At 57.9% G+C, this 20145-nt stretch carries 19 protein-coding genes; 2 read left to right on the top strand and 17 right to left on the bottom strand.

What is annotated here, in order from left to right; all coding sequences use genetic code 11:
• Positions 1-50: 50 nt before the first annotated feature.
• Positions 51-734 (top strand): SOS response-associated peptidase, encoded by a 684-nt coding sequence (locus GT003_RS19605; RefSeq protein ID WP_161700938.1) that lies wholly within the window; start codon positions 51-53, stop codon positions 732-734.
• 58 nt (positions 735-792) lie between these two features.
• Here GT003_RS19605 and GT003_RS19600 read toward each other — a convergent pair whose 3' ends face one another.
• The 5 genes from GT003_RS19600 to GT003_RS19580 form a co-directional block, all read right to left on the bottom strand.
• Positions 793-1080 carry a stage VI sporulation protein F gene (locus GT003_RS19600; RefSeq protein ID WP_161700936.1) on the bottom strand — a complete coding sequence of 96 codons (288 nt, stop codon included), beginning with the start codon at positions 1078-1080 and terminating at the stop codon, positions 793-795.
• A gap of 108 nt (positions 1081-1188) precedes the next feature.
• A complete protein-coding gene (gene recG, locus GT003_RS19595) occupies positions 1189-3243 on the bottom strand; it encodes an ATP-dependent DNA helicase RecG (RefSeq protein ID WP_161700934.1) in 2055 nt (684 codons plus the stop codon).
• 4 nt (positions 3244-3247) lie between these two features.
• Positions 3248-4102, bottom strand: a complete 855-nt coding sequence (locus GT003_RS19590; protein WP_161700931.1) for a DegV family protein — start codon at positions 4100-4102, stop codon at positions 3248-3250.
• Positions 4103-4115: 13 nt separating this feature from the next.
• A complete protein-coding gene (locus tag GT003_RS19585) occupies positions 4116-5963 on the bottom strand; it encodes a DAK2 domain-containing protein (RefSeq protein WP_161700929.1) in 1848 nt (615 codons plus the stop codon).
• A 16-nt stretch (positions 5964-5979) separates the two neighbouring features.
• Positions 5980-6339, bottom strand: coding sequence for an Asp23/Gls24 family envelope stress response protein (locus GT003_RS19580; protein ID WP_161700927.1), 360 nt, complete (start codon positions 6337-6339; stop codon positions 5980-5982).
• 221 nt (positions 6340-6560) lie between these two features.
• Between GT003_RS19580 and rpmB the strand changes: the two genes are divergently transcribed.
• Positions 6561-6749: a 50S ribosomal protein L28 gene (gene rpmB, locus GT003_RS19575; RefSeq protein WP_161700925.1), complete on the top strand. Its 189-nt coding sequence runs from the start codon at positions 6561-6563 to the stop codon at positions 6747-6749.
• Between the two features lie 149 nt (positions 6750-6898).
• Here rpmB and spoVM read toward each other — a convergent pair whose 3' ends face one another.
• The 12 genes from spoVM to coaBC form a co-directional block, all read right to left on the bottom strand.
• Positions 6899-6979 carry a stage V sporulation protein SpoVM gene (gene spoVM, locus GT003_RS19570; RefSeq protein WP_040711006.1) on the bottom strand — a complete coding sequence of 27 codons (81 nt, stop codon included), beginning with the start codon at positions 6977-6979 and terminating at the stop codon, positions 6899-6901.
• Between the two features lie 302 nt (positions 6980-7281).
• Positions 7282-7539, bottom strand: coding sequence for a hypothetical protein (locus GT003_RS19565; RefSeq protein WP_161700923.1), 258 nt, complete (start codon positions 7537-7539; stop codon positions 7282-7284).
• Between the two features lie 10 nt (positions 7540-7549).
• Positions 7550-8194 carry a ribulose-phosphate 3-epimerase gene (gene rpe / locus GT003_RS19560; protein WP_161700921.1) on the bottom strand — a complete coding sequence of 215 codons (645 nt, stop codon included), beginning with the start codon at positions 8192-8194 and terminating at the stop codon, positions 7550-7552.
• 1 nt (position 8195) lies between these two features.
• A complete protein-coding gene (rsgA, locus tag GT003_RS19555) occupies positions 8196-9167 on the bottom strand; it encodes a ribosome small subunit-dependent GTPase A (RefSeq protein WP_161700919.1) in 972 nt (323 codons plus the stop codon).
• The gene (gene pknB / locus GT003_RS19550; protein WP_161700917.1) at positions 9112-11319 is read right to left on the bottom strand and encodes a Stk1 family PASTA domain-containing Ser/Thr kinase; all 2208 of its coding nucleotides are present in this window, start codon (positions 11317-11319) and stop codon (positions 9112-9114) included. Before pknB ends, rsgA begins: the two co-directional genes overlap by 56 nt.
• A gap of 5 nt (positions 11320-11324) precedes the next feature.
• Positions 11325-12080 (bottom strand): Stp1/IreP family PP2C-type Ser/Thr phosphatase, encoded by a 756-nt coding sequence (locus GT003_RS19545; RefSeq protein ID WP_420831388.1) that lies wholly within the window; start codon positions 12078-12080, stop codon positions 11325-11327.
• A 6-nt stretch (positions 12081-12086) separates the two neighbouring features.
• A complete protein-coding gene (gene rlmN / locus GT003_RS19540; RefSeq protein WP_161700914.1) occupies positions 12087-13133 on the bottom strand; it encodes a dual-specificity RNA methyltransferase RlmN in 1047 nt (348 codons plus the stop codon).
• A gap of 143 nt (positions 13134-13276) precedes the next feature.
• Positions 13277-14884: a 16S rRNA (cytosine(967)-C(5))-methyltransferase RsmB gene (gene rsmB, locus GT003_RS19535; protein WP_161700912.1), complete on the bottom strand. Its 1608-nt coding sequence runs from the start codon at positions 14882-14884 to the stop codon at positions 13277-13279.
• Positions 14881-15825, bottom strand: coding sequence for a methionyl-tRNA formyltransferase (gene fmt, locus GT003_RS19530; RefSeq protein WP_161700910.1), 945 nt, complete (start codon positions 15823-15825; stop codon positions 14881-14883). Before fmt ends, rsmB begins: the two co-directional genes overlap by 4 nt.
• A gap of 4 nt (positions 15826-15829) precedes the next feature.
• Complete coding sequence (gene def / locus GT003_RS19525; protein WP_161700908.1) at positions 15830-16315, bottom strand: peptide deformylase; 486 nt, start codon at positions 16313-16315, stop codon at positions 15830-15832.
• 39 nt (positions 16316-16354) lie between these two features.
• Positions 16355-18886, bottom strand: coding sequence for a primosomal protein N' (priA, locus tag GT003_RS19520; RefSeq protein WP_161700906.1), 2532 nt, complete (start codon positions 18884-18886; stop codon positions 16355-16357).
• Positions 18883-20103, bottom strand: a complete 1221-nt coding sequence (gene coaBC / locus GT003_RS19515) for a bifunctional phosphopantothenoylcysteine decarboxylase/phosphopantothenate--cysteine ligase CoaBC (protein WP_161700903.1) — start codon at positions 20101-20103, stop codon at positions 18883-18885. Before coaBC ends, priA begins: the two co-directional genes overlap by 4 nt.
• Between the last annotated feature and the right edge of the window lie 42 nt (positions 20104-20145).

Genomic DNA, 20145 nt, shown 5'->3' with positions numbered 1-20145 from the left:
CTATAACTGATGCAAGACTGTGCCATTACGCGACTGAGGAGGATATTCGCATGTGCGGACGATATACGATTACCGTAACGCTGGAGGAGCTGATGCTGCATTATTGGGTCGCCGAATCCGGCATCCCTTATCAACAGCCCAAATACAACGTCGCTCCCGGCCAAATGATACCTGCCATCATCAACGACGGCGAGAAGAATAAGCTTGGCGAGCTCAAATGGGGACTGGTTCCGTCTTGGGCCGAGAGCGTCAAGCTCGGCTCCAAAATGCTCAACGCGCGGTCCGAAACGGTATGGGACAAGCCGGCGTTCCGAAACCTGATGAGCCGCAAGCGGTGCATTATCCCGGCGGACGGCTTCTACGAATGGCAGCGACTGGCAGACAACCGCAAGCAGCCGATGCGCATCGTCAGACGCGACCGGCAGTTATTCAGCATGGCGGGGCTTTATGATACCTGGACGTCGCCTGACGGCCTCAAGCTGAGCACCTGCACGATTCTGACGACGACTCCCAACGAGCTGATGGCGCCGATTCATGACCGTATGCCGGTCATTCTTCAGCGAGAGGACGAGGCGGCGTGGCTGGACCGTTCCATTCGCGATCCGGAAGCGCTGAACCGCCTGCTTCGCCCTTTTCCTTCCGGGCAGCTCGAAGCGTATCCCGTTGCCGCCGGCGTCGGCAGCGTGAAGAAGGACGACGCGGACTGCATCGCCCCACTTCTCTCGAGCGGCTGATACGGCCGCGGATTGGAATGGCCTTGCGGGAACAAAAAAAATCGCCGATCCCGCAGGATCAGCGAAACATAGCCCATAATTTGATTAAATGCAGCGTATTGTTGGGATCGATTTTTTGCGCAAGGATAAAGGTAATCAACTGCTCTTCCTGTTGATCCGTCAAGTTCTCCTGCATGACGCCGGCTGCGGTGCGAACAAGCTTGCGCACCTTCGCGCGGTCCTGCAGATCGTACTTGGTTACGCCGTTCAGCAGCATTTTGATCCGGTCCTTCACGACCGGATTTTTCATTTTGAATTTGACGCGCTCGACCAGCTCGGGCCGAATGCCGAATTTCGTATAGCTCATCCCGGTAATAGCACCTCCGTCCAGCTTCAAGCAGCCCTTGCGTGCATATAGCAGCTCGCTTGCCAACCTTCACTCTAGTACTATATGCCGGGAGTTCGGCTTTAAAAACTAGTCCAAAAGCTCTCCTTGAAAAAGTTGCTCTTTGCGGAGCGCTTCCCGCAATCGCGCATAAGGCGCTCCGGTCCAAAAATCGCTGCTCGCCGTCAGTTCCGCGGCATCGTCACGCGCTTCTTCCAGCACGCCGAAATCCGCCGCCATATCGGCCAGCTTGAAGTGTGGTACGCCGCTTTGCTTCGTGCCGAAGAAGTCTCCCGGCCCGCGGAGCTCCAGATCCCGCCTCGAAACCTCGAAGCCGTCATCGGTTTCCGTCATGATCTTCATTCGTTCCCGGCCGACCTCGGACTTCGGATCGGCAATCAGCACGCAATAGGATTGATGTCCGCCGCGGCCGACCCGGCCCCGAAGCTGGTGCAGCTGCGAGAGCCCGAAACGCTCGGCATCCATGATGACCATAAGCGTCGCATTCGGCACGTCGACGCCGACCTCGACGACGGTCGTGGCCACGAGAACATGAACCTCGTTCGCGCCGAACGCCCGCATGACCTCGTCCTTCTCCGAAGCCGACAGTCTGCCGTGAAGCAGTCCGATATGTAGATCCGGGAAAGCCTGCTGGATTTGAACATGGAGGTCGATCGCATTCTGAACGTCCAGCTTGTCCGATTCCTCGATCAGCGGGCAGATGAAGTAGCACTGCCTGCCTGCGTCGACTTCTCTTCGGATGAACCCCAGCACGCGTTCAAGCATGGAATGCTTGACCCAATTCGTCTGAATCGGCTTGCGGCCATGCGGACGCTCCTTCAGCGTGGACACGTCCAAATCCCCGAAGGCCGTAATCGCGAGCGTCCGCGGAATCGGCGTCGCCGTCATCGTGAGCACGTCGGGATTCAGTCCTTTACGGCGCAAAATGCTCCGTTGATTGACGCCGAAACGATGCTGCTCGTCGGTCACGACGAGTCCGAGACTCCGGAAGAAAACACCGTCTTGAATAATGGCCTGCGTGCCCACGACGATATCGATCAACCCCATCTGCAAGCCTGCCAGAACGTCTCTCCGCTTCTTCTCGGTCACGCTGCCCGTCAGCAGCGCAACCTCCAGCCCTGCGGCCCCCAGAAGCTTCTGCAAGGAGCGGAAATGCTGTTCTGCCAAGATCTCCGTCGGCACCATCAGCGCCCCTTGATGACCGGCCTTGACGGTCGCGAACAGCGCGATAGCCGCCACGACCGTCTTGCCAGAGCCGACATCGCCTTGCAGCAGCCGATTCATGCAGGCATGCGAGCGCATATCGATCAGAATTTCATTGACGACCCGTTTCTGGGAATCCGTCAGTTCGAAAGGGAGCGTCCGTGAGAACGCCCGTATCGATTCGGCGTCGACGACGTGGGCAATGCCATCCGCCCGTTTGCGGTTGAGCGACCGGTAAGCCTGCAGCTTCAGCTGGAAGAGGAAGAGCTCCTCGTACACGAGTCTGCGCCGCGCGGCTTGACCCTGCGCGATATCGTCCGGATGATGGATATGCTGCACGGCTTCCCGCCGAAGCATCAAGCCGTGCTTATCGATCAGCGTCGCCGGCAGCACTTCCTCCACCATCGTTCCGTACTGCAGCAGCGCTTGTCCGATCGTCTTGCGCATCCAAGCCTGCGTGATGCTGCCCCCGACGGAATACACGGCTTGAAGCGTGCCCGAACGGGCGACGCCCTTATCGGGGAATTCGGACTCCGACACCGTAATCTGCAGCCGCTTCTGTTCCCATTTGCCCGTCAGCACGATATCCCTGCCCGGAACAAGCTGCTCCTGCAGAAAGTGACGGTTGAACCATACCGCCGTCACTAATAAACCGTCGACCATGACCTTGCAGGTCAACCTCGTTTTCGCACGGCCAAACCGGTGCAGCACGGGATTCCCCAATATTTTGCCTTCAACAGTCGCCTTCTCGCCGTCTTTGGTTTCCCCTAGGCTTTGAATGCGATAATCCTCGTATCGAAACGGAAAATAGTCCAGCAAATCTGCGATCGTATGAACGCCAAAGGCGTGAAGCTCCAGTTCTTTCTGAGCGCTCACGCCTTTCATTTGCCGGACCTCTATTTGATCCAGCTTCATTCCCATGACCTCACACCCGTGTAATAAATAGCGCCGCCGCGCCGGGACCCGCATGCGTGCCGATGACGGCGCCGATATCCGTCTGTCTGATGTTGCGCACGTTGAGCTGCCCCTGCGCGAGCCCCGCGAGCTCAAGCGCCAATTCGCGCTTATGCGTCCAACCTACCGTCATCTCGATCGGATCGCTGCCGAAGTCTGCTTTAAGCAGATCGATGATCCGCTGCATCGCCTTCTTCGTGCCGCGAACCTTATCGACCGCGGATACTTCGCCTTCTTTGTCGATCGTCAGGATCGGCTTGATATTGAGTATCGAACCGAAGAGTGCCGCTGCCTTGCCGATCCTTCCGCCCTTCTGCAAATATTCAAGCGTGTCGAGGAGGAAGTAAATCTTCTGATCGTTCATCATCGCTTCGACCACGGCCAATATCTCTTCTTTCGAGGACCCGGCCGCTGCCATGTCGGCTGCTTTCACGACCAGCATCCCGAGGCCGTACGAGACGGACCTGGAGTCGATGACGGTTACGTCGCCGGGCTCCTCCATGAGACTCGAACCCAGCAGCGCCGATTGGTACGTCCCGCTGAGCCCGGATGACAGGTGAATCGAAATAACCTGCGCATCGGGGAATTTCTTGTAGAGCTTCTCGTAGGTTTCCGTGAATTCGACAGGCGACGGCTGAGAGGTAGTCGGCAAAGCAGCCGACGACGCCAGACGTTCGTAAAATTGATCGTTCGATATCGTGATGCCATCCAAAAAAGATTCTGCGCCGAACATGCACTTCAGCGGAACCATTTCGATGCCGTACTGCTCTCTGACGCGCTTCGGGATGTCTGCCGTGCTGTCCGTAACGATCTTAATAACGCCCATTCCTGCCACCCCTCTATTCGACCGCGATCAAGTATGGATACAGCGGCTGACCGCCCGCATGAACCTCAAACTCCGCATCCGGGAAATTGTCCCTCGCCCATGCCGTTAATTCTGCCGTCTCTGCCTCGATCGCCTGCTCGCCGGTTAATACCGTGACCAGCTCGCCGCCGTCCTCCAGCATTCGTGCCAGCAGCTCTCTGCACGTCTCCTGAAGGCTTGCCGATGCGGCGACGATCGTCTTCTCTAGGATCCCGATATAGTCGCCCTCTTGAATCGATATACCGTCAATGGCCGTATTCCGAACCGCATTCGTGACTTGGCCGGACCGTACTTGAAGCACGGCCTCGTTCATCGCCTGCGTGTTGACATCCGCCGAATCCTCTTCCCGGAAGGCAAGAACGGCTGCAAGCCCTTGCGGAATGTTTTTCGTGCCGACGACCGTCACGCTGCGTTCGCTCAGGTCGGCCGCCTGCTGGGCAGCCAATATGATATTGCCGTTGTTCGGAAGCAGGTAAATATGTTCCGCCGACAGCGATTCGATCGCTTTCACGAAATCTTCCGTCGAAGGGTTCATCGTCTGACCGCCGGACAACACGACATCGACATTGTTATCGAGGAAGATCGAACGGATCCCGTCTCCCATCGCGACGGCGATAAGTCCGAACGGCGCCCATTCGTGGGCATGCTTCGCGGAAAGCGCGTCCGCCGGCGAACCCGTCAGCACCTCGGAGACGGCGAGCCCCAGGGCAGCCTCCTCGACCACCGCCGTTTCCGGCAGCACCTCGGCAGCGCCGGAGTTGACGCCGCCCGCTATGGCTGCGCTCGCCGCTTCTTTCTGGAGCAGATCGCGGTGTTGTTCACGCATATTCAAGATATGGATCTCCGTGAGCTCGCCGTACGGAAGCGCATAATTCAGCACGTCGCCCGGCTTGCGCGTATGCACGTGAACTTTGATGATCTCGTCATCCACGATAACGAGAATGGAATCGCCGTCCCGGCTCAGCATGCCTTTGAACAGCGCCTCGTCGAAACGCAGGCCCGTGCGGCCCGCCTGTTTGCGATTGATGAAAAACTCCATATCGTACAGAAACTCGATATGGTCCGTTTCGATTTTGGACTGCGCGCTGCGATAGTGGAACGCCTCGGGCCGTTTCGGCGGAGCGATGGGCTGCTTGAGCGCGCCGGTCACGCTTGCGGGAATCGCGGACTCGGTGCCGATATAGCGATCCGTATCTTCGCCGTGCTCGCCTGCCAGACTGCTCATAAAGCCTTCGTAAATGCATACGAGACCTTGACCGCCGGAATCTACGACCCCGACCTGCTTCAGCACAGGCAGCAAATCCGGCGTGCGCGCAAGCGATTCGTTGGCGCGCGCGCAGACTTCCTGCATCAGCAGAAGCATATCGTTATTGCGCTTCGCGAACGTTACGGCATGCTTCGCCGTATCCTTCGCCACCGTCAGAATGGTCCCTTCGACCGGCTTCACGACAGCCTTGTATGCCATGTCCACGCCGTTCTGCAGCGCTGCGGCAAACTGCTGGGCATCGATTCCTTCTTGGCTTGCGATGCTTTTCGAGAAGCCTCTGAACAGCTGCGACAAAATAACCCCGGAATTGCCCCGCGCGCCCATGAGAAGCCCTTTGGAAAGCGCTTCCGCAACTTTGCCCACTGCTGGACTCGGATTTTTTTGAAGCTCGCGTTTGCCGGACGTCATCGTTAAATTCATATTGGATCCCGTATCGCCGTCTGGGACAGGGAATACATTCAGAGCGTTTATGCGCGCTTCGTTTCGTTGCAAGTTGTCCGCCCCGCTCAGGACCATGTTCATAAAATCCGAGCCGTTAATAAAGCGTTTGATCAAGCGTGATTACCCCTTCCTACCGAGATACCCGTACGCCTTGGACAAAAATATTGACAACGTCTACCTTAACGCCGACAACCTCGTTCATCACATACTTCACTTTTGACTGAATGTTATGTGCGACCTCGGAAATTTTTGTGCCATAGCTCACGATGATGTATAGATCAATGTGTAAGAAATCGTTCTCTCGGTGGACTTCGACACCGCGCGACAGATTATCTCGACCCAGCAGCTCGGCAATGCCGTCCTTCAGCTGCTTTCTTGTTGCCATTCCAACCAGTCCATAACAATCCATCGCTGCGGAACCGGCTAGGACGGAAATCACATGATCGGTTATATCTACGTTTCCAAGTTCGGATTGAATCTGCACAGGCATGGAAAACCACTCCTTCACCGTTATTATTATGGACTAATCCACATTGTACTATAAAAATGAACGATTTTGAAGTCCAGCCCCCCATTCTCGACTATTTTCATCATTTTTTAAGCTGTAGGTAGCATAAACGATCATTGACAAACGCTTGTAGAAAGCCCGGACATATGCTATTATATTGGAGTCTGTTTGTTTGCAGTGATTCTTCAAGGGAGGTGTATTCCATGTCTCGCAAATGTTTCATTACGGGCAAAGGCCCTGGTGTAGGTAACAACGTTTCGCACGCTAACAACAAAACCCGCCGAACTTGGGGCGTTAACGTTCAGAAAGTAAGAATTCTGGTTAACGGTAAGCCAAAACGCGTTTACGTCAGCACTCGCGCACTGAAATCCGGCCAAGTGACTCGCGTATAACGGCATCAACCCATGGACAAAAAGCACCTGATCCTCATCAGGTGCTTTTTTGCATGCCGAAGCACGAAAGCTATCGCCGTTCCAGCGGACTTCCGTGCTCGTATACTCGCGTGCTCAGGGTCGTTCCAGGGGGAGCCGCCGGAGCGCCGCTAGCTCTTCTGAAACGTATTTAGAATCGCCTTCACAAAGCCACCCAAAAACTTCGGCAGTTTGATCGTGTAAAATTTCATGCTCCACCCCTCCTAAGCATTTGCTGGAACCTCGTCGAACCTGCAGGTTGACTGCCGTCTCTTCATTCAGCCGGAACGCGAACGAACGCACTCCGATCCATTAAGCCCAAGTAAGGTTTTGCCTGCCGCAAAACCTACCCTAACGGCAGGATATAAACATCCGCAACAGTTCCCTGCCTCCAAGTTCCCACAAAAAAAGGCTACAAGAACGTTCGTTCATGTAACCATCCTATGCGCCCGAGGACTGTCCTATTCCAATCCGTCCTACTTGGCTTCTATTAAGGCTCTCTCTCTGACGCCACTCAGGGAGCGGTTTGCGATGCCGTAATCACCGCGTAAATAAAGACGGAAATAAAGAAAATGAGCAGCGCCGTCACGATAAACGCAACCCGCGAGCGGATCGAGGAAAACCGTTTGAAATAATGAATCGCGATCAGAATGGCAAGCAGGGAGAACACAAGGTTCGCCATGCCTTTCATGATCGTGAACACGAATAAGAATATGCCGCAGCCGGCACTGTATACCAGCAGCAGAAGGCCTTTCTTCAGTCGTTCGCCCATCGGCCGCTCCTTAACGCAGCGCAGCGATGGCTGCGGCGCGATCCCGTTCGTTAAAGACGGCGCTGCCTGCTACGAATGCCGTCGCGCCGGCTTCCCTGACGAGCGGCGCAGTCTCGGCGTTAATGCCGCCATCGACTTGAATGAGCACGTCTCCCCGTCCTCGCTCCGCCAGCATAGCCCGCAGGCCGCGAATCTTGTTCAAGGATTGCGGGATAAACTTTTGTCCGCCGAAACCGGGGTTAACGGTCATGAGCAGCACCATGTCGACATCGTCCAGGACGTTCTCCAATGCGCTTAAAGGCGTTGCCGGGTTGAGCGCTACCCCCGCCGGCAGACCGGCTTCTTTGATTTGATGAATGACGCGGTGCAGATGCACGCACGCTTCCGCATGGACGGTAATCCGGTCCGCGCCGGCTGCGACGTAGTTCGGGATATGAAGCTCCGGCCGTTCAATCATTAGATGAACGTCGAATACGAGCTTCGTCGCCGGTCTTACGGCTTGAATGATCATCGGTCCGAACGTCAGCGTGGGCACGAAATGGCCATCCATGACGTCGATGTGTATCCAATCCGCTCCGGCGCGATCTACGTCTTTGATTTCTTCTGCGAGCGCCGCGAAGTCCGCGGACAGGATCGATGGTGCAATGATAGTCATTTCAGTACCTCCGCTTTTTCTCTTTCATCTCCGCCATGAACAGCACGTAATTCGCGTGCCGGCTTGGCGCGATCTCCCCCTTGCCGAGCGCTTCGAGCACCGCGCATTCCGGTTCATGGATATGCGTGCAGCCGCGAAACTTGCAGGAAGACGACAATTCTCTCATTTCTTTGAAGCAGGTGCCCAGCTCCTCGATGCCGAGCTCGGTGAAATCCAATTGGCTGAAGCCGGGCGTATCCGCGACGAAGCCGCCGCCGATGTCGATCAGTTCTACATGCCGCGTCGTATGCTTCCCGCGTCCGAGCCGATTGCTGATTTCGTTCGTTTCCAGCGTCAGCCCCGGTACGAGCGCGTTCAGCAGCGAAGATTTCCCGACGCCGGATTGGCCGGCAAACACCGCCAAATGGCCCTGAAGCCTTTCCTTGAGCTCAGAAGTGCCCTCTCCCTGCTTCGAGCTCGTCACGAGCACGTCGTATCCGATCGGCTCGTAAATTCGGCGAACATCGGACATCGCCCGCCGAGCATCGGCCGTATCCTCGCCATTTTCCGCCAAATCCTGTTTACTTAAGCATAGTACGGCTTCGATGCCGGCATGCTCGATATGAACAAGAAACTTGTCGAGCAGCTGCAGGTTCAGCGCCGGCTCCGTTACGGAGAAGACCAATACGGCCAGATTCACGTTCGCCACGGGCGGCCTGATCAACTCCGAGGATCGCGGATGTATGGCATTGACCGCGCCTTCGCCGTTCTCCGTCTCCTCGAAATCGACCATATCGCCGACCAGCGGCGATTCGCCGCGTTTCTTGAAAATTCCGCGCGCCCTGCACTGAATAACAACGGCATCCGATGGAGCGCCGGACGGGCGCACGTAATAATACCCGCTCAGCGCCTTGACGATCCTTCCATGCCTTGCGTCGTTATTGCTCGCTTCCCGTGTCCGTTGTCTCGTCTGTGTTTGCGTTCGTACTGCCATTAGTTGAATTCTCCTCGGCATTTGCTGGCTGATCCGGAGGCGGCTCGTCTTGGCCAGGTATCGTTTCCGGCGGTGAGTCCGCACCCGATTGTACTTCTTCGTACGTTTTCGAGAACGTGTCCACGAGCTGCTTATCCCGGTAAATCTCCACTTTGGCTTCCGTATTCGGCGCCAGCGTTACTTTGACGGGGAACGGCTGCGTATCCTTGATCTTGCGTTTGCCCCATTCGATCTTTTCGCCTGTAGCGTCGCTGTAAACGATGCGGATTTCGCTCGTTTTGCCCGCCTGCGCCGGTGAGATAATCATATTGAACGTGTACTCGAGCGCGTCATCGGGCGTCCCGGAGCTGACCGTGATCGTAATGGCCGCGCCTTTGGACACCTCGGCATCCGGATCATACGGATATTGGGCAATGACCGTGCCTTTCTCCTTGTAGCTCGGCTCGAAGACGATATCGGCTTCGTTGATCGTCAAGCCTTTGGAACGGATCAGATCGATCGCCGTGGTCTGTTTCAGATCGATGAGCTTCGGCATCTTCAGCGTTTCCTTGCCTTGGCTGACGGTCAAATGGAATTCAGCCTTCTTCGGATCGAATGCCTCTCCGGCCTGGGGCGACTGCTCCAATACCGAGCCCGGCGTTTCGTCGCTGTATATTTCATCCTTGCCGATTCGTTTCTCGTCGACGCCAAGAGCGACCAACGCCGCTACGGCATCCTCGTAATCTTTGCCGAGATAGTTTTCCGCCGTTTTCATCTCAGGTCCCGTACTCACGTAGAGCTTGATGAACGAGCCGACCTTAACGCGCTGGTTCGGTTTGGACTGCTCGTACACGATATCCTTCGCGACGCCTTCCTTATCGGTGCGAACCGTAGGCTCCTCGACCTTCAATCCGGCTTTATCCAGCGCGTTCCGCGCGTCGGTCTCGGTCATGTTGACGACATTCGGCACCGCGACTTCCTCGATGTCGAACCAGCCGAGCACCGTCATCGCGCCCCAATACACAAGCGCGATCACGATGAGCGTGGAAGCGACCGTCACGACGGGCTTCACCCATTTGCGCTTCCGTTTATCGTCTAGGCCGCTGGAGTCCCACCGATCGTCCGAGTCCGCCGGCGTCTCCTGCTGCGCGGCGACAGCCGCCGCGGACGGACGCTCCTTGACGTAGGCAGTCCTGTCGCGTTCGATGCGTTCCGGAGCCAGCGGCGCCTTGTCGGCCCTGGCGGCAGCTTGAGAAGCAGCCAGCGTGTCCGAGAGATTGCCGCGGATCGCCGGCATCACGCGCGTCTCGTCGAAGTCAGGGTTGCTGAACTCGACCTTCGGTTCGCGCAGCCGCTCTGGCTTCAGACAGGTTTCGAGATCCCTCAGCATATCCGCAGCCGAATGGTAACGCTCGTTGGGATTCTTGCGCATTGCTCTCAGAATGACGTTCTCCACGCTCTGCGGTATGTACGGATTGAGTTCCCGCGGTTCCGCGAACGTTTCCTGCAAATGCTTGAGCGCCACGCTGATCGGGCTCTCGCCCAGAAAGGGAAGTTTGCCTGTCAGCATCTGATAGAGCACGATGCCGAGGGAATACAAGTCCGATTTCTCGCCGGTCGCGGTTCCTTTGGCATGCTCGGGTGAAAAATAATGAACCGAACCGACCATGGAGCCGGTCTGCGTGATCGTGGACGACGTCACCGCGCGCGCGATGCCGAAATCCGTTACCTTCACGCGTCCGTTCTTGCCGATCAATATATTATGAGGCTTAATATCGCGATGAATGATTTGGTTATGATGCGCGTGTTCCAAGGCATCGCAAATCTGAGCTGCGATGCGGACCGCTTCTTCCGCCTGCAGCGGAGCGCGTTCCTTGATGATTTCGTTCAGGTTGTTGCCTTCGACGTACTCCATGACGATATAGTGCGTATCTTCTTCCTGGCCCACGTCGTAAATGCTGACGACGTTGGGATGCGAAAGAGCCGCGGCGGATTGGGCTTCCCGCCTGAAACGGCGAATGAACTCCTCGTCATGTACGAATTGCTGGCGAAGCACTTTGACGGCGACGTTGCGGTTCAACAGCACGTCATGCGCCTTGTAAACAAGCGCCATGCCGCCTCCGCCGATTCGAGTCAATATTTCATACCTTCCGCCAAGCTCATGTCCTATCATGTCGATCACCCCTCAAGCTCTGTGTCTTCGGCATGATGCAGCAGTATGACGGTTATATTGTCATCCCCGCCTGCCTGCAGCGCCAATTGAACGAGCCTGTCGGCCTTCTGGTCAAGATCCAGCTCGTCCTGCTGCAGCGTTTCGATGATTGCCGCCGCATCGATCATGCTGGAAAGTCCGTCGCTGCAAATTAACAGCAGATCGTCCTTCTGCCATGAAATGCCCTTGACGTCCACCTCTACCTGCTCGTCCGTGCCCAATGCCCGTGTCAGCACATTGCGGCGCGGATGCTTCGCGGCTTCCTCCGGCGTAATTTGGCCGGATTTCACCAGCTCGTTCACGAGCGTATGGTCTTCCGTCACTTGCGTAAGCACGCCGTCCCGCCATTGATAGGCGCGGCTGTCTCCGATGTGGCCGATAACGCCGTTCGCATCGGTCAGCAGCGCCGCTACGACCGTCGTGCCCATGTTATGGTACTGCTCGTTGTTGGATGCCGTGTCGTACACGACTTCATTGGCTTGCAGAATAGCCTGGCTAATCAGTGTTTTTCGTTCGTCAACGGTCAATGCCGCCGTGGAACCCTGCACCGCTTCGCGAAACGTATCGACGGCAAGCCTGCTGGCCACGTCGCCTGCTTGGTGGCCGCCCATGCCGTCGGCAACGATAGCTACGACAAGACCGGGTTCCAGCTCCTCGCACCAGCCCCGGTCTTCATTTACGAGTCGAATTCTTCCGATATCACTCCGCAAAGCCATTTTCAAGACTCATCACCCCGCCGTAGACTCCATATGTTTAGCACGTAGTTGTCCGCAAGCCGCTGCAATGTCATGTCCCTGTTCTCTGCGGATGGTGGCATTGATTTTGTTTTTCTCTAAAATACGGTGGAACTCGAAAATCTGCTCGCGCGGCGTGCGCACGTAATCCCGCTCCGGCACATGGTTGACCGGAATCAAGTTAACATGGCAAAGCATGCCCTTGAGCACTTGGGCCAGTTCTTCCGCATGTTCGCTCTGGTCGTTCACGCCGCCGATCAAGGCGTATTCGAACGTAATGCGGCGTCCCGTCTTCGCGATGTAGTTCCGGCAGGCTTCCATCACTTCCTCGAAATGGAAACGGCGGTTGACCGGCATGAGCTTGGAACGGAGCTTATCGTTCGGCGCGTGGATCGAGATGGCCAGGTTAATCTGCGTGTTCTCTTCGGCGAACTTGTACATGCTCGGCACGATGCCGCTCGTCGACACCGTGATGTGGCGCTGGCCGATGTTCAGTCCCTTGTCATGAATCATCAGACGAAGGAACGTCATCGTGGCGTCGTAGTTCTCGAACGGCTCGCCGGAACCCATGATGACGATACTGGAGACGCGCTCGTTCGTCGCATCCAGCATTTGCTGCGCGACAACGACCTGCGCGACGATCTCGCCGGCCGTCAGGTTGCGCTTCAGTCCGCCCAGCGTCGAAGCGCAGAACGTGCAGCCGATCCGGCAGCCGACCTGCGTCGTGACGCAAATGCTGTTGCCGTAGCTGTGGCGCATGATGACCGTTTCGATCGCATGATTGTCGTGCAGGCCGAACAGGAATTTCACCGTGCCGTCCTTGGATTCGAACTTGGTGATTTCGCTGAGGGTCACGAATTGGAAATGGTCTTCAAGCTTCTCCCGAAGCGCTTTGGATAAATTGCTCATGTCCTCGAAGCTCTTGACGCGCTTCACATAGAGCCACTCGAACAGCTGCGTGCCGCGGAATGCGGACTCGCCGTTCTCTTTCATCCAATCTTGCAGCTGCTCCAGCGTATAGTCGTAGATGAACGGTTTCATCGGTTAAACACCTATTTCTTTGCAAAATTTTCATGACGCTTCCCTGCGCGGGAACCGCCATCGTTATTTTACCACAAACGCCCATAACAGGCCACTTTAGAGCCGTTATGGGCATGGGTGACGTTCTATTTTGGCAGGTGGTTCTACTCGGCCGAGCGTTTCAAACGGGCGATGAAGAAACCGTCGCTTCCGAAATGCTGCGGCAGCAGCTGTACCATGCCTTCGAAGCCGTCACCGACGATTCCCTTCGACCGCAGCGGCTGCAAGACGCGCTCGGGCCAATCGGCATCCAGCTTAAAGGATTCGCAGCGGGACAGGAATTTCAGTACCTGCTGCTCGTTTTCGTCCTGCTCGATCGTGCAGGTGCTGTATACGAGCGTACCGCCCGGACGCACGAGCTTCGCGGCTTCGTCCAGCAGCTGCGTTTGAAGCGAAGCGATCGCGGCGATATCCGCCTCGGATTTGGTCCACTTGATCTCCGGCTTGCGCCGAATGACCCCGAACCCCGAGCATGGCGCATCCAGCAGCACGAGATCGAAGCTGCCCGGCGCGTACCGCTCGGACAGCGTCCCGGCATCGCCTACGACGGTATGAACGGCGCTCAGGCCCAATCGGGCGGCATGCTCTTCGATGAGCTGCCGCTTGTGCGGATGGACGTCGTTGGCGACGATCTCTCCCCGGTCCTCCATCAGCTCCGCGAGATGGGTCGTCTTGCCGCCCGGCGCGGCGCAGCAGTCCAGCACGCGCATGCCCGGCTCGGGCGCGCAGACGTCCGCAACCAGCATGGAGCTCTCGTCCTGCAAAGACCACCAGCCGTTCTTATAGCCGTCCGTCATGGCCAGGTTCCCGCCGCCGCTTACGATAATTCCTTCCACGGCAAGCGCGGACGGCGCCGATTCGAAGCCGGATTCCATTAACAGCGATTCGGCTTTCTCGCGCGAGAGCTTGAGCGGATTCACGCGCAGGCTGCTGTGCGGCCGTTCGTTCCCCGACGCGCAGATCTGCTCCGCCGTCTCGACGCCGTACTTCGCGATCCATCGTTTGACCAGCCAGTCGGGATACGAATGCGCAATCCCGATTCGAAGTACCGGGTCCGCAAGCTCGATCGGCTGTCTCAGTTCGGTTAGATTGCGCTCCATATTACGGAGAACGCCGTTGACCATGCCGGAGATCCCGCTATGGCCGCGGCGTTTGGCAATGACGACCGCTTCGTTGACGGCCGCGTGAGCCGGGATGCGATCAAGCAGAAGCAGCTGGTACGCACTCATTCGAAGGAGCACGAGCACCCAAGGCGTCAATTTGTTGAAACCCTTCGTAATGAGCGCATTCAACCGCTCGTCGAGCAGCCGCTGGTGCTGAATCGTTCCGTACACGAGCTCGGTCGCGAGTCCCGCGTCCGGCTTCGAAAGCCCCGAATCCTCCAGTGAGCGATTCAGCTGCAAATTGCTGTAGGCACCGCTTTCCGCCACGCGAACCAGCGTGTCCAGCGCGACCTCGCGAGCTGTTTTGCGCCGCGGTTCCGGCTTCGGACTCGCTTGCGGTCCCGGCTTATGACCGCTGCGGCCGCCGGGCCGTTTGCCGCGCGGGGCAAACTTCCCATGCCCTTTATTAGACGAACCCGCGGGCTTCGTTCCTGCCGGCTTCACAGCCTGGGCTTGTCCGTTTCCGCCAGCCGCTTTGCTTCCGGCATTCCCTTTGCCGCCAACCGCCCTTTTGTTTCCTGCCGTCCCTTTGCTGCCGTCGGCGCTCATGCTTCACCTCCGGATCCGAAGACGGATCCCGGCGCCAGCCGAGCGCCGAGCAGCCAATCGGCAGCAGGCATCGCTTTCTTGCCGGAAGGCTGGATGAGCGTCAACAGCAGCGCGTCTTCGCCGGTTTGAACCACGATGCCTTCGCCGGACACGGCTAGAACCGTCCCCGGCGCAGCCGATGCGGAGCGCTTCTCGATCGTGCAGCCCCATATTTTAAAAGGTTCGCCGTTCCACAGCGTGAACCCGCCGGCCATCGGCGAAAGGCCGCGGACTTGGTCGTAGATCGCCCGCGCCGGACGGTTCCAATCGATGCGTTCGTCGTCGCGGGTCAAGTTCGGCGCGTAGGTCGCTTCGTCATGATTTTGCGGGATCGCCTGAACGGTTCCCGCTTCGATGGACGGGAGCGTCTCCGCCAGCAGCTTCGCGCCTGTCTCCGTCAGTTTCTCGAACAGCGTGCCGGAAGTATCCTTGTCCGTGATCGGCAGTTCCGCGACGCTGATCATATCGCCGGTATCGAGTCCCTCGGCCATATACATGATGGTGACGCCGGTCTTCGTCTCGCCGCCCATGATGGCGCGCTGAATCGGCGCGCCGCCGCGATATTTCGGAAGGAGCGAGCCATGCACGTTGATGCAGCCAAGCCGCGGCACGTCAAGCACGGCTTTGGGCAGAATTTGCCCGTAAGCCGCCGTTACGATCAGATCCGGCTTCAGCTCGGCTATTCGCGCCGCCGTCTCGGAGCCGCGCAGCCGCTCCGGCTGTTCCACGGGCAAGCCGCGCAGAAGCGCCGCTTCCTTGACCGGAGGCGGCGTCAATGTTTTTTTGCGTCCCTTCGGCCGATCCGGCTGGGTGACGACAAGCTCGACGGCATGGCCCGCAGCCAAGACAGCTTCCAGCGAAGCGACCGCGAATGCCGGCGTTCCCATAAATACGATGCGCATTCGGTCACTCTCCGTCCGGACGGGGACGATTGGTGATGTCGTAGATGGTTTCCGCGATATCGGTAAACAGTACCCCGTTCAAATGATCAATCTCGTGCTGGAACGCGCGGGCCAGAAAATCGCTGGCTTCCAGTTCGATCGGCGCGCCGTTCCTGTCCATGCCCTTCAGCTTGATATGCTGCGCGCGGCGAACGTCGCCGTTCAATTTTGCAATGCTGAGACAGCCTTCAGGGCCGAGCTGCTCGCCCGTCGCGTCCACGATTTGCGGATTGACCATCTCGATTAAGCCGTTTTCGTCGCCGATGTCAACGACGATCGCCCGTTTGGAGATGCCGACCTGAGGCGCCGCCAAGCCGACGCCGTCCGCATCGTACATCGTTTCCGCCATATCGTTCAGCAATTTATGCAAATTGGCATTGAATTTCGTTACTTCGACCGCACGTTCGCGGAGCACAGGATCCGGATCCTGCACGATTAATCGAATCGCCATGAAAAACGACCTCCAGTCATCCTGCTCTATAGGTTTAGGTTATAAAATCATTTGCGGATCCACGTCTACGCTCATGGTCACAGGCGGCTGGCCGTTCGCGCCCGAAAGCAGCGAAATCGCCTGCCCTAGCAGTTCCGAGGCGCCGACGTTTCCACGATATTTTATCATACATTGAAATCGATAGCGATCCTTCATCCGTGGAATCGGCGAGGCGACAGGCCCTAGAATATCGATAAATCGGCTGCCGTCTCCTTCGTCCGAGCCTCTTACGCCGGCGGAACGCGCAAGATCGCGGAGCGTCGAAGCCAGCTTCTCGCCTTCCGCGTACACCAATGCCAGCTGCTCATGGGAAAGCGTGACGAGAATTAGCCGGCAGAACGGGGGGTACGCCATGAACCGCCGGTGTTTCAGCTCCTCCTGGGCGAAGGAGGCGTAATCGTGGCGCTGCGCACTGATGATGGCGTAATGCTCGGGGTTGTACGTCTGAACGATGACTTCTCCGGGAAGCTCATGCCGGCCGGCACGTCCCGCGACCTGCGTCAGCAGCTGGAACGTCTTCTCCGCCGCGCGAAAATCGGGCAGATGGAGCGACGTATCCGCGGCAATAACGCCCACTAACGTAACATATGGAAAATCGAGCCCTTTGGCTACCATTTGCGTGCCGAGCAGCACATCGGCCTTTCGCTCGCCGAACATGGTCAGCCACTTCTCGTGGGAGCCCTTCTCCGTCGTCGTGTCTACGTCCATCCGAATGACGCGGATCCCGGGGAACAGCTTGGCAAGCTCTTCCTCTACCCGCTGGGTGCCCGTTCCGAAGAACCGGATATGCTCGCTCTCGCATGAAGGACACGCGGTCGGCGCCTGCTCGGCATGTCCGCAATAATGGCAGCGCAGCGCCTTGGATTTCTGATGGAAGGTAAGCGAGATGTCGCAATGCGGGCATTGCGCCGTGTAGCCGCAGGAGCGGCACATCACGAACGTGGAGTAACCCCGCCTGTTAAGCAGGAGGACGGACTGTTCCCCGCGTTCGAGACGCTGCAGCAGCGCTTCATGGAGCTGGCGGCTGAACATCGATCGGTTGCCGCCTTTCAGCTCATCGCGCATATCGACGAGATGCACCTTCGGCAGCGGCCTTCCCGCGACGCGTTCGGGCATCGGCAGCAAGGTCGCTCCCTGCTTCGCGGAACCGTTCGCGCTTGCGGTTCCTTCCTGGCTTCGCGAAGCCGAAGCGGCCACGAACGACTCCAGCGACGGGGTCGCCGAGCCGAGGACCACGACGGCTTGATGCTGCTTCGCACGCTGCACGGCAACGTCGCGGGCATGATATTTGGGGCTTTCCTCCTGCTTATAAGAGGATTCATGCTCTTCATCGATAATAATGAGGCCAACCCGCCGGAAAGGCGCAAATACGGCAGATCTTGCCCCGACCGCGACTTCTGCGCGGCCCTCCCGGATCTTGCGCCATTCATCGTAGCGCTCCCCGCTGGATAGACGGCTGTGGAGCACCGCGACGGAATCGCCGAAACGGCCTTTGAACCGCTCCACCATTTGCGGGGTAAGCGCGATTTCCGGAACGAGCACGATCGCCTGACGCTCCGCTTTCAAGCAGCGGTCGATCGTCTGCAAATAGACTTCCGTCTTCCCGCTGCCCGTAACGCCGTGCAGGAGAAAGACACGGGCCGCTTCATTGTCTAACGCCTCTGCAATCTCGTTATACACGGTCTGCTGCCCTTCCATTAACGGCAGCGGCTCCGTTCGTTTGAATCCCCGGCCGGCGTACGGGTCGCGCTGCTGCTCCATTTCGCGAATGGTCAGCCAGCCCTTATCCGCCGCTCCGCGAATCGTTCCCGTCGTGGTCGATAGCGCCTGCGCCAACGCGGCAAGCGGAATCGGCTCCGGGTTGTCCAAAATGTAGCGCGCCGCTTCCTGCTGCTTCGCCGCGCGAGACGATGCCGAAGCCAGCGCAGCCTCAGCGGCCGCTGTATCCTCCGGAGGGAAAACGGTCCAAACTTTGCGCACCTTCAGCCGGTCGCGTATGGAGATTTCCTCCCGGAGCGTTCCGCGCCGAATAGCCGCTTTGATGCCTGCCGCGGCTTCCGGGAAACGCTCCTGGAGCAGCGCCAAGCGGACTTCTCCGTTATTCCGGATATATTGAAACCATGGCTCGCTCTCTTCTGTAAGGAATCCCGTTCGTTCCTCCGAACATTCTTCTTCCTCCGACAAGGAAACCACGGAATCGGCTTTCCCCTTCAGCGCCGCCGGAATCATCACTTGCAGCGCCGTCGTCCATGGGCAGCAATATTTCTCGCTGACCCAGCGCGCCAGTTCGACTAGGTCGGGGGACAGCGGCGGAAGATGATCCAGCAGCTCCGCGATCGGCTTCAGTTTCTTGACGTCAACGTCCGCATACGGAGCCAGACCGACGACGAAACCTTGCAGCACGCGTCCGCCGAAAGGCACGCCTACCCGGCTGCCCACTTCCACCCAGCCATTCAAGTTCTCCGGAATCTTGTAATCGAACGGTCGATCCGTTGCGCGGCTCGGCACGTCCACGATCACTCTCGCGATCATTCGCCGGCCTCCCCGGCCGGCTTCTTCTGCATCTGGCGTACGATGCGCTCCAGCAGATGATCTGCCACTTCCCGCTTATGCAGCTGCGGCAGAGCTTCGATCAGGCCATCCTTGCCGAAGATCTGGACGACGTTCGTATCCAAATTGAACCCCGCGCCATCCTGAGAAACGTCGTTCGCGACGACAAGATCGCAGTTCTTCCGGCGAAGCTTGTCCATCGCATACTGCGCAACCTGCTCCGTCTCCGCGGCGAAGCCGACGAGAAATTGATGCGTTTTGCGCTCGCCGAGCGTTTTCAGGATGTCGGTCGTCCGTTCCAGCTCGAGGACAAGCTTCTCTTCGCTTTTCTTGATCTTCGTCGGCGCTTGCGATACCGGACGATAATCGGCCACCGCAGCCGCTTTGATGACGATATCTGCGGCGTCGTAGCGCTCTAAGACAGCCTGCAGCATTTGCTCGGCGGATTCCACGCGCACAAGCTTGACGCCCACGATCGGCGGGGCAGTCGTCCGCGCCGCGATCAAGGTAACGTCAGCGCCGCGATTGGCTGCCGCTTCCGCCAATGCAAAGCCCATTTTGCCGGAAGAATCATTCGTCAAAAAGCGTACCGGGTCCAGCCGTTCGGCGGTACCGCCTGCCGTAACGAGAACGGATTTGCCTGCGAGTTCCGTCCGCGATGCGAACCAGTGCTTGACCGCGGCGACGATCTCCTCCGGCTCGGCCAGACGGCCTTTGCCGACATACCCGCATGCGAGCAGACCCGTACCCGGCTCTACGAATCGAACGCCGCGATCCGCCAGCAGCGCCATATTCCGTTCTACTGCCGGATGCGCGTACATATGGACGTTCATCGCAGGCGCTACGATTACCGGAGCGGTCGCGGCGAGCAAGGTGGTGCTTAAAAAATCGTCCGCGAGCCCGTTCGCCATTTTGCCCACGATATTCGCCGTCGCGGGCGCGACCAGCACCAGATCGGCGCTGTCGGCCGCGTCGATATGCGCCACGACGGAAGGATCGAATTCATCGAACGTATCCAGATAGACCGGATGCCGCGACAACGTCTGCAGCGTCAACGGCGCAATGAATTTGGTCGCCGATTCCGTCATGATGACGCGCACCTTCGCTCCTGCCTGAACGAGCCGGCTGCAAATCGTTGCCGCTTTATACGCCGCGATTCCGCCCGAAATCCCCAAAAGAATCGTTTTCCCTTGCAGCATGGAAATCTCTCCCCTCTTCTTACCACCGCATGTAGGTAAAAA

This window comes from Paenibacillus sacheonensis (genome assembly GCF_009909195.1).
In the GTDB taxonomy this organism is placed as follows: Bacteria; Bacillota; Bacilli; order Paenibacillales; family Paenibacillaceae; genus Paenibacillus_Z; species Paenibacillus_Z sacheonensis.
The sequence above is the reverse complement of the archived record's forward strand: the minus strand, read 5'-3'. Positions and strand labels throughout refer to the sequence as shown.

Excerpts from the sequence above, each read along its gene's own strand:
- GT003_RS19605 (WP_161700938.1), top strand. The coding sequence starts at position 51 with ATGTGCGGACGATATACGATTACCGTAACGCTGGAGGAGCTGATGCTG.
- GT003_RS19600 (WP_161700936.1), bottom strand. The coding sequence starts at position 1,080 with ATGAGCTATACGAAATTCGGCATTCGGCCCGAGCTGGTCGAGCGCGTC.
- recG (WP_161700934.1), bottom strand. The coding sequence starts at position 3,243 with ATGGGAATGAAGCTGGATCAAATAGAGGTCCGGCAAATGAAAGGCGTG.
- GT003_RS19590 (WP_161700931.1), bottom strand. The coding sequence starts at position 4,102 with ATGGGCGTTATTAAGATCGTTACGGACAGCACGGCAGACATCCCGAAG.
- GT003_RS19580 (WP_161700927.1), bottom strand. The coding sequence starts at position 6,339 with ATGCCTGTGCAGATTCAATCCGAACTTGGAAACGTAGATATAACCGAT.
- rpmB (WP_161700925.1), top strand. The coding sequence starts at position 6,561 with ATGTCTCGCAAATGTTTCATTACGGGCAAAGGCCCTGGTGTAGGTAAC.
- spoVM (WP_040711006.1), bottom strand. The coding sequence starts at position 6,979 with ATGAAATTTTACACGATCAAACTGCCGAAGTTTTTGGGTGGCTTTGTG.
- GT003_RS19565 (WP_161700923.1), bottom strand. The coding sequence starts at position 7,539 with ATGGGCGAACGACTGAAGAAAGGCCTTCTGCTGCTGGTATACAGTGCC.
- rpe (WP_161700921.1), bottom strand. The coding sequence starts at position 8,194 with ATGACTATCATTGCACCATCGATCCTGTCCGCGGACTTCGCGGCGCTC.
- rsgA (WP_161700919.1), bottom strand. The coding sequence starts at position 9,167 with ATGGCAGTACGAACGCAAACACAGACGAGACAACGGACACGGGAAGCG.
- pknB (WP_161700917.1), bottom strand. The coding sequence starts at position 11,319 with ATGATAGGACATGAGCTTGGCGGAAGGTATGAAATATTGACTCGAATC.
- rlmN (WP_161700914.1), bottom strand. The coding sequence starts at position 13,133 with ATGAAACCGTTCATCTACGACTATACGCTGGAGCAGCTGCAAGATTGG.
- rsmB (WP_161700912.1), bottom strand. The coding sequence starts at position 14,884 with ATGAGCGCCGACGGCAGCAAAGGGACGGCAGGAAACAAAAGGGCGGTT.
- fmt (WP_161700910.1), bottom strand. The coding sequence starts at position 15,825 with ATGCGCATCGTATTTATGGGAACGCCGGCATTCGCGGTCGCTTCGCTG.
- def (WP_161700908.1), bottom strand. The coding sequence starts at position 16,315 with ATGGCGATTCGATTAATCGTGCAGGATCCGGATCCTGTGCTCCGCGAA.
- priA (WP_161700906.1), bottom strand. The coding sequence starts at position 18,886 with ATGATCGCGAGAGTGATCGTGGACGTGCCGAGCCGCGCAACGGATCGA.
- coaBC (WP_161700903.1), bottom strand. The coding sequence starts at position 20,103 with ATGCTGCAAGGGAAAACGATTCTTTTGGGGATTTCGGGCGGAATCGCG.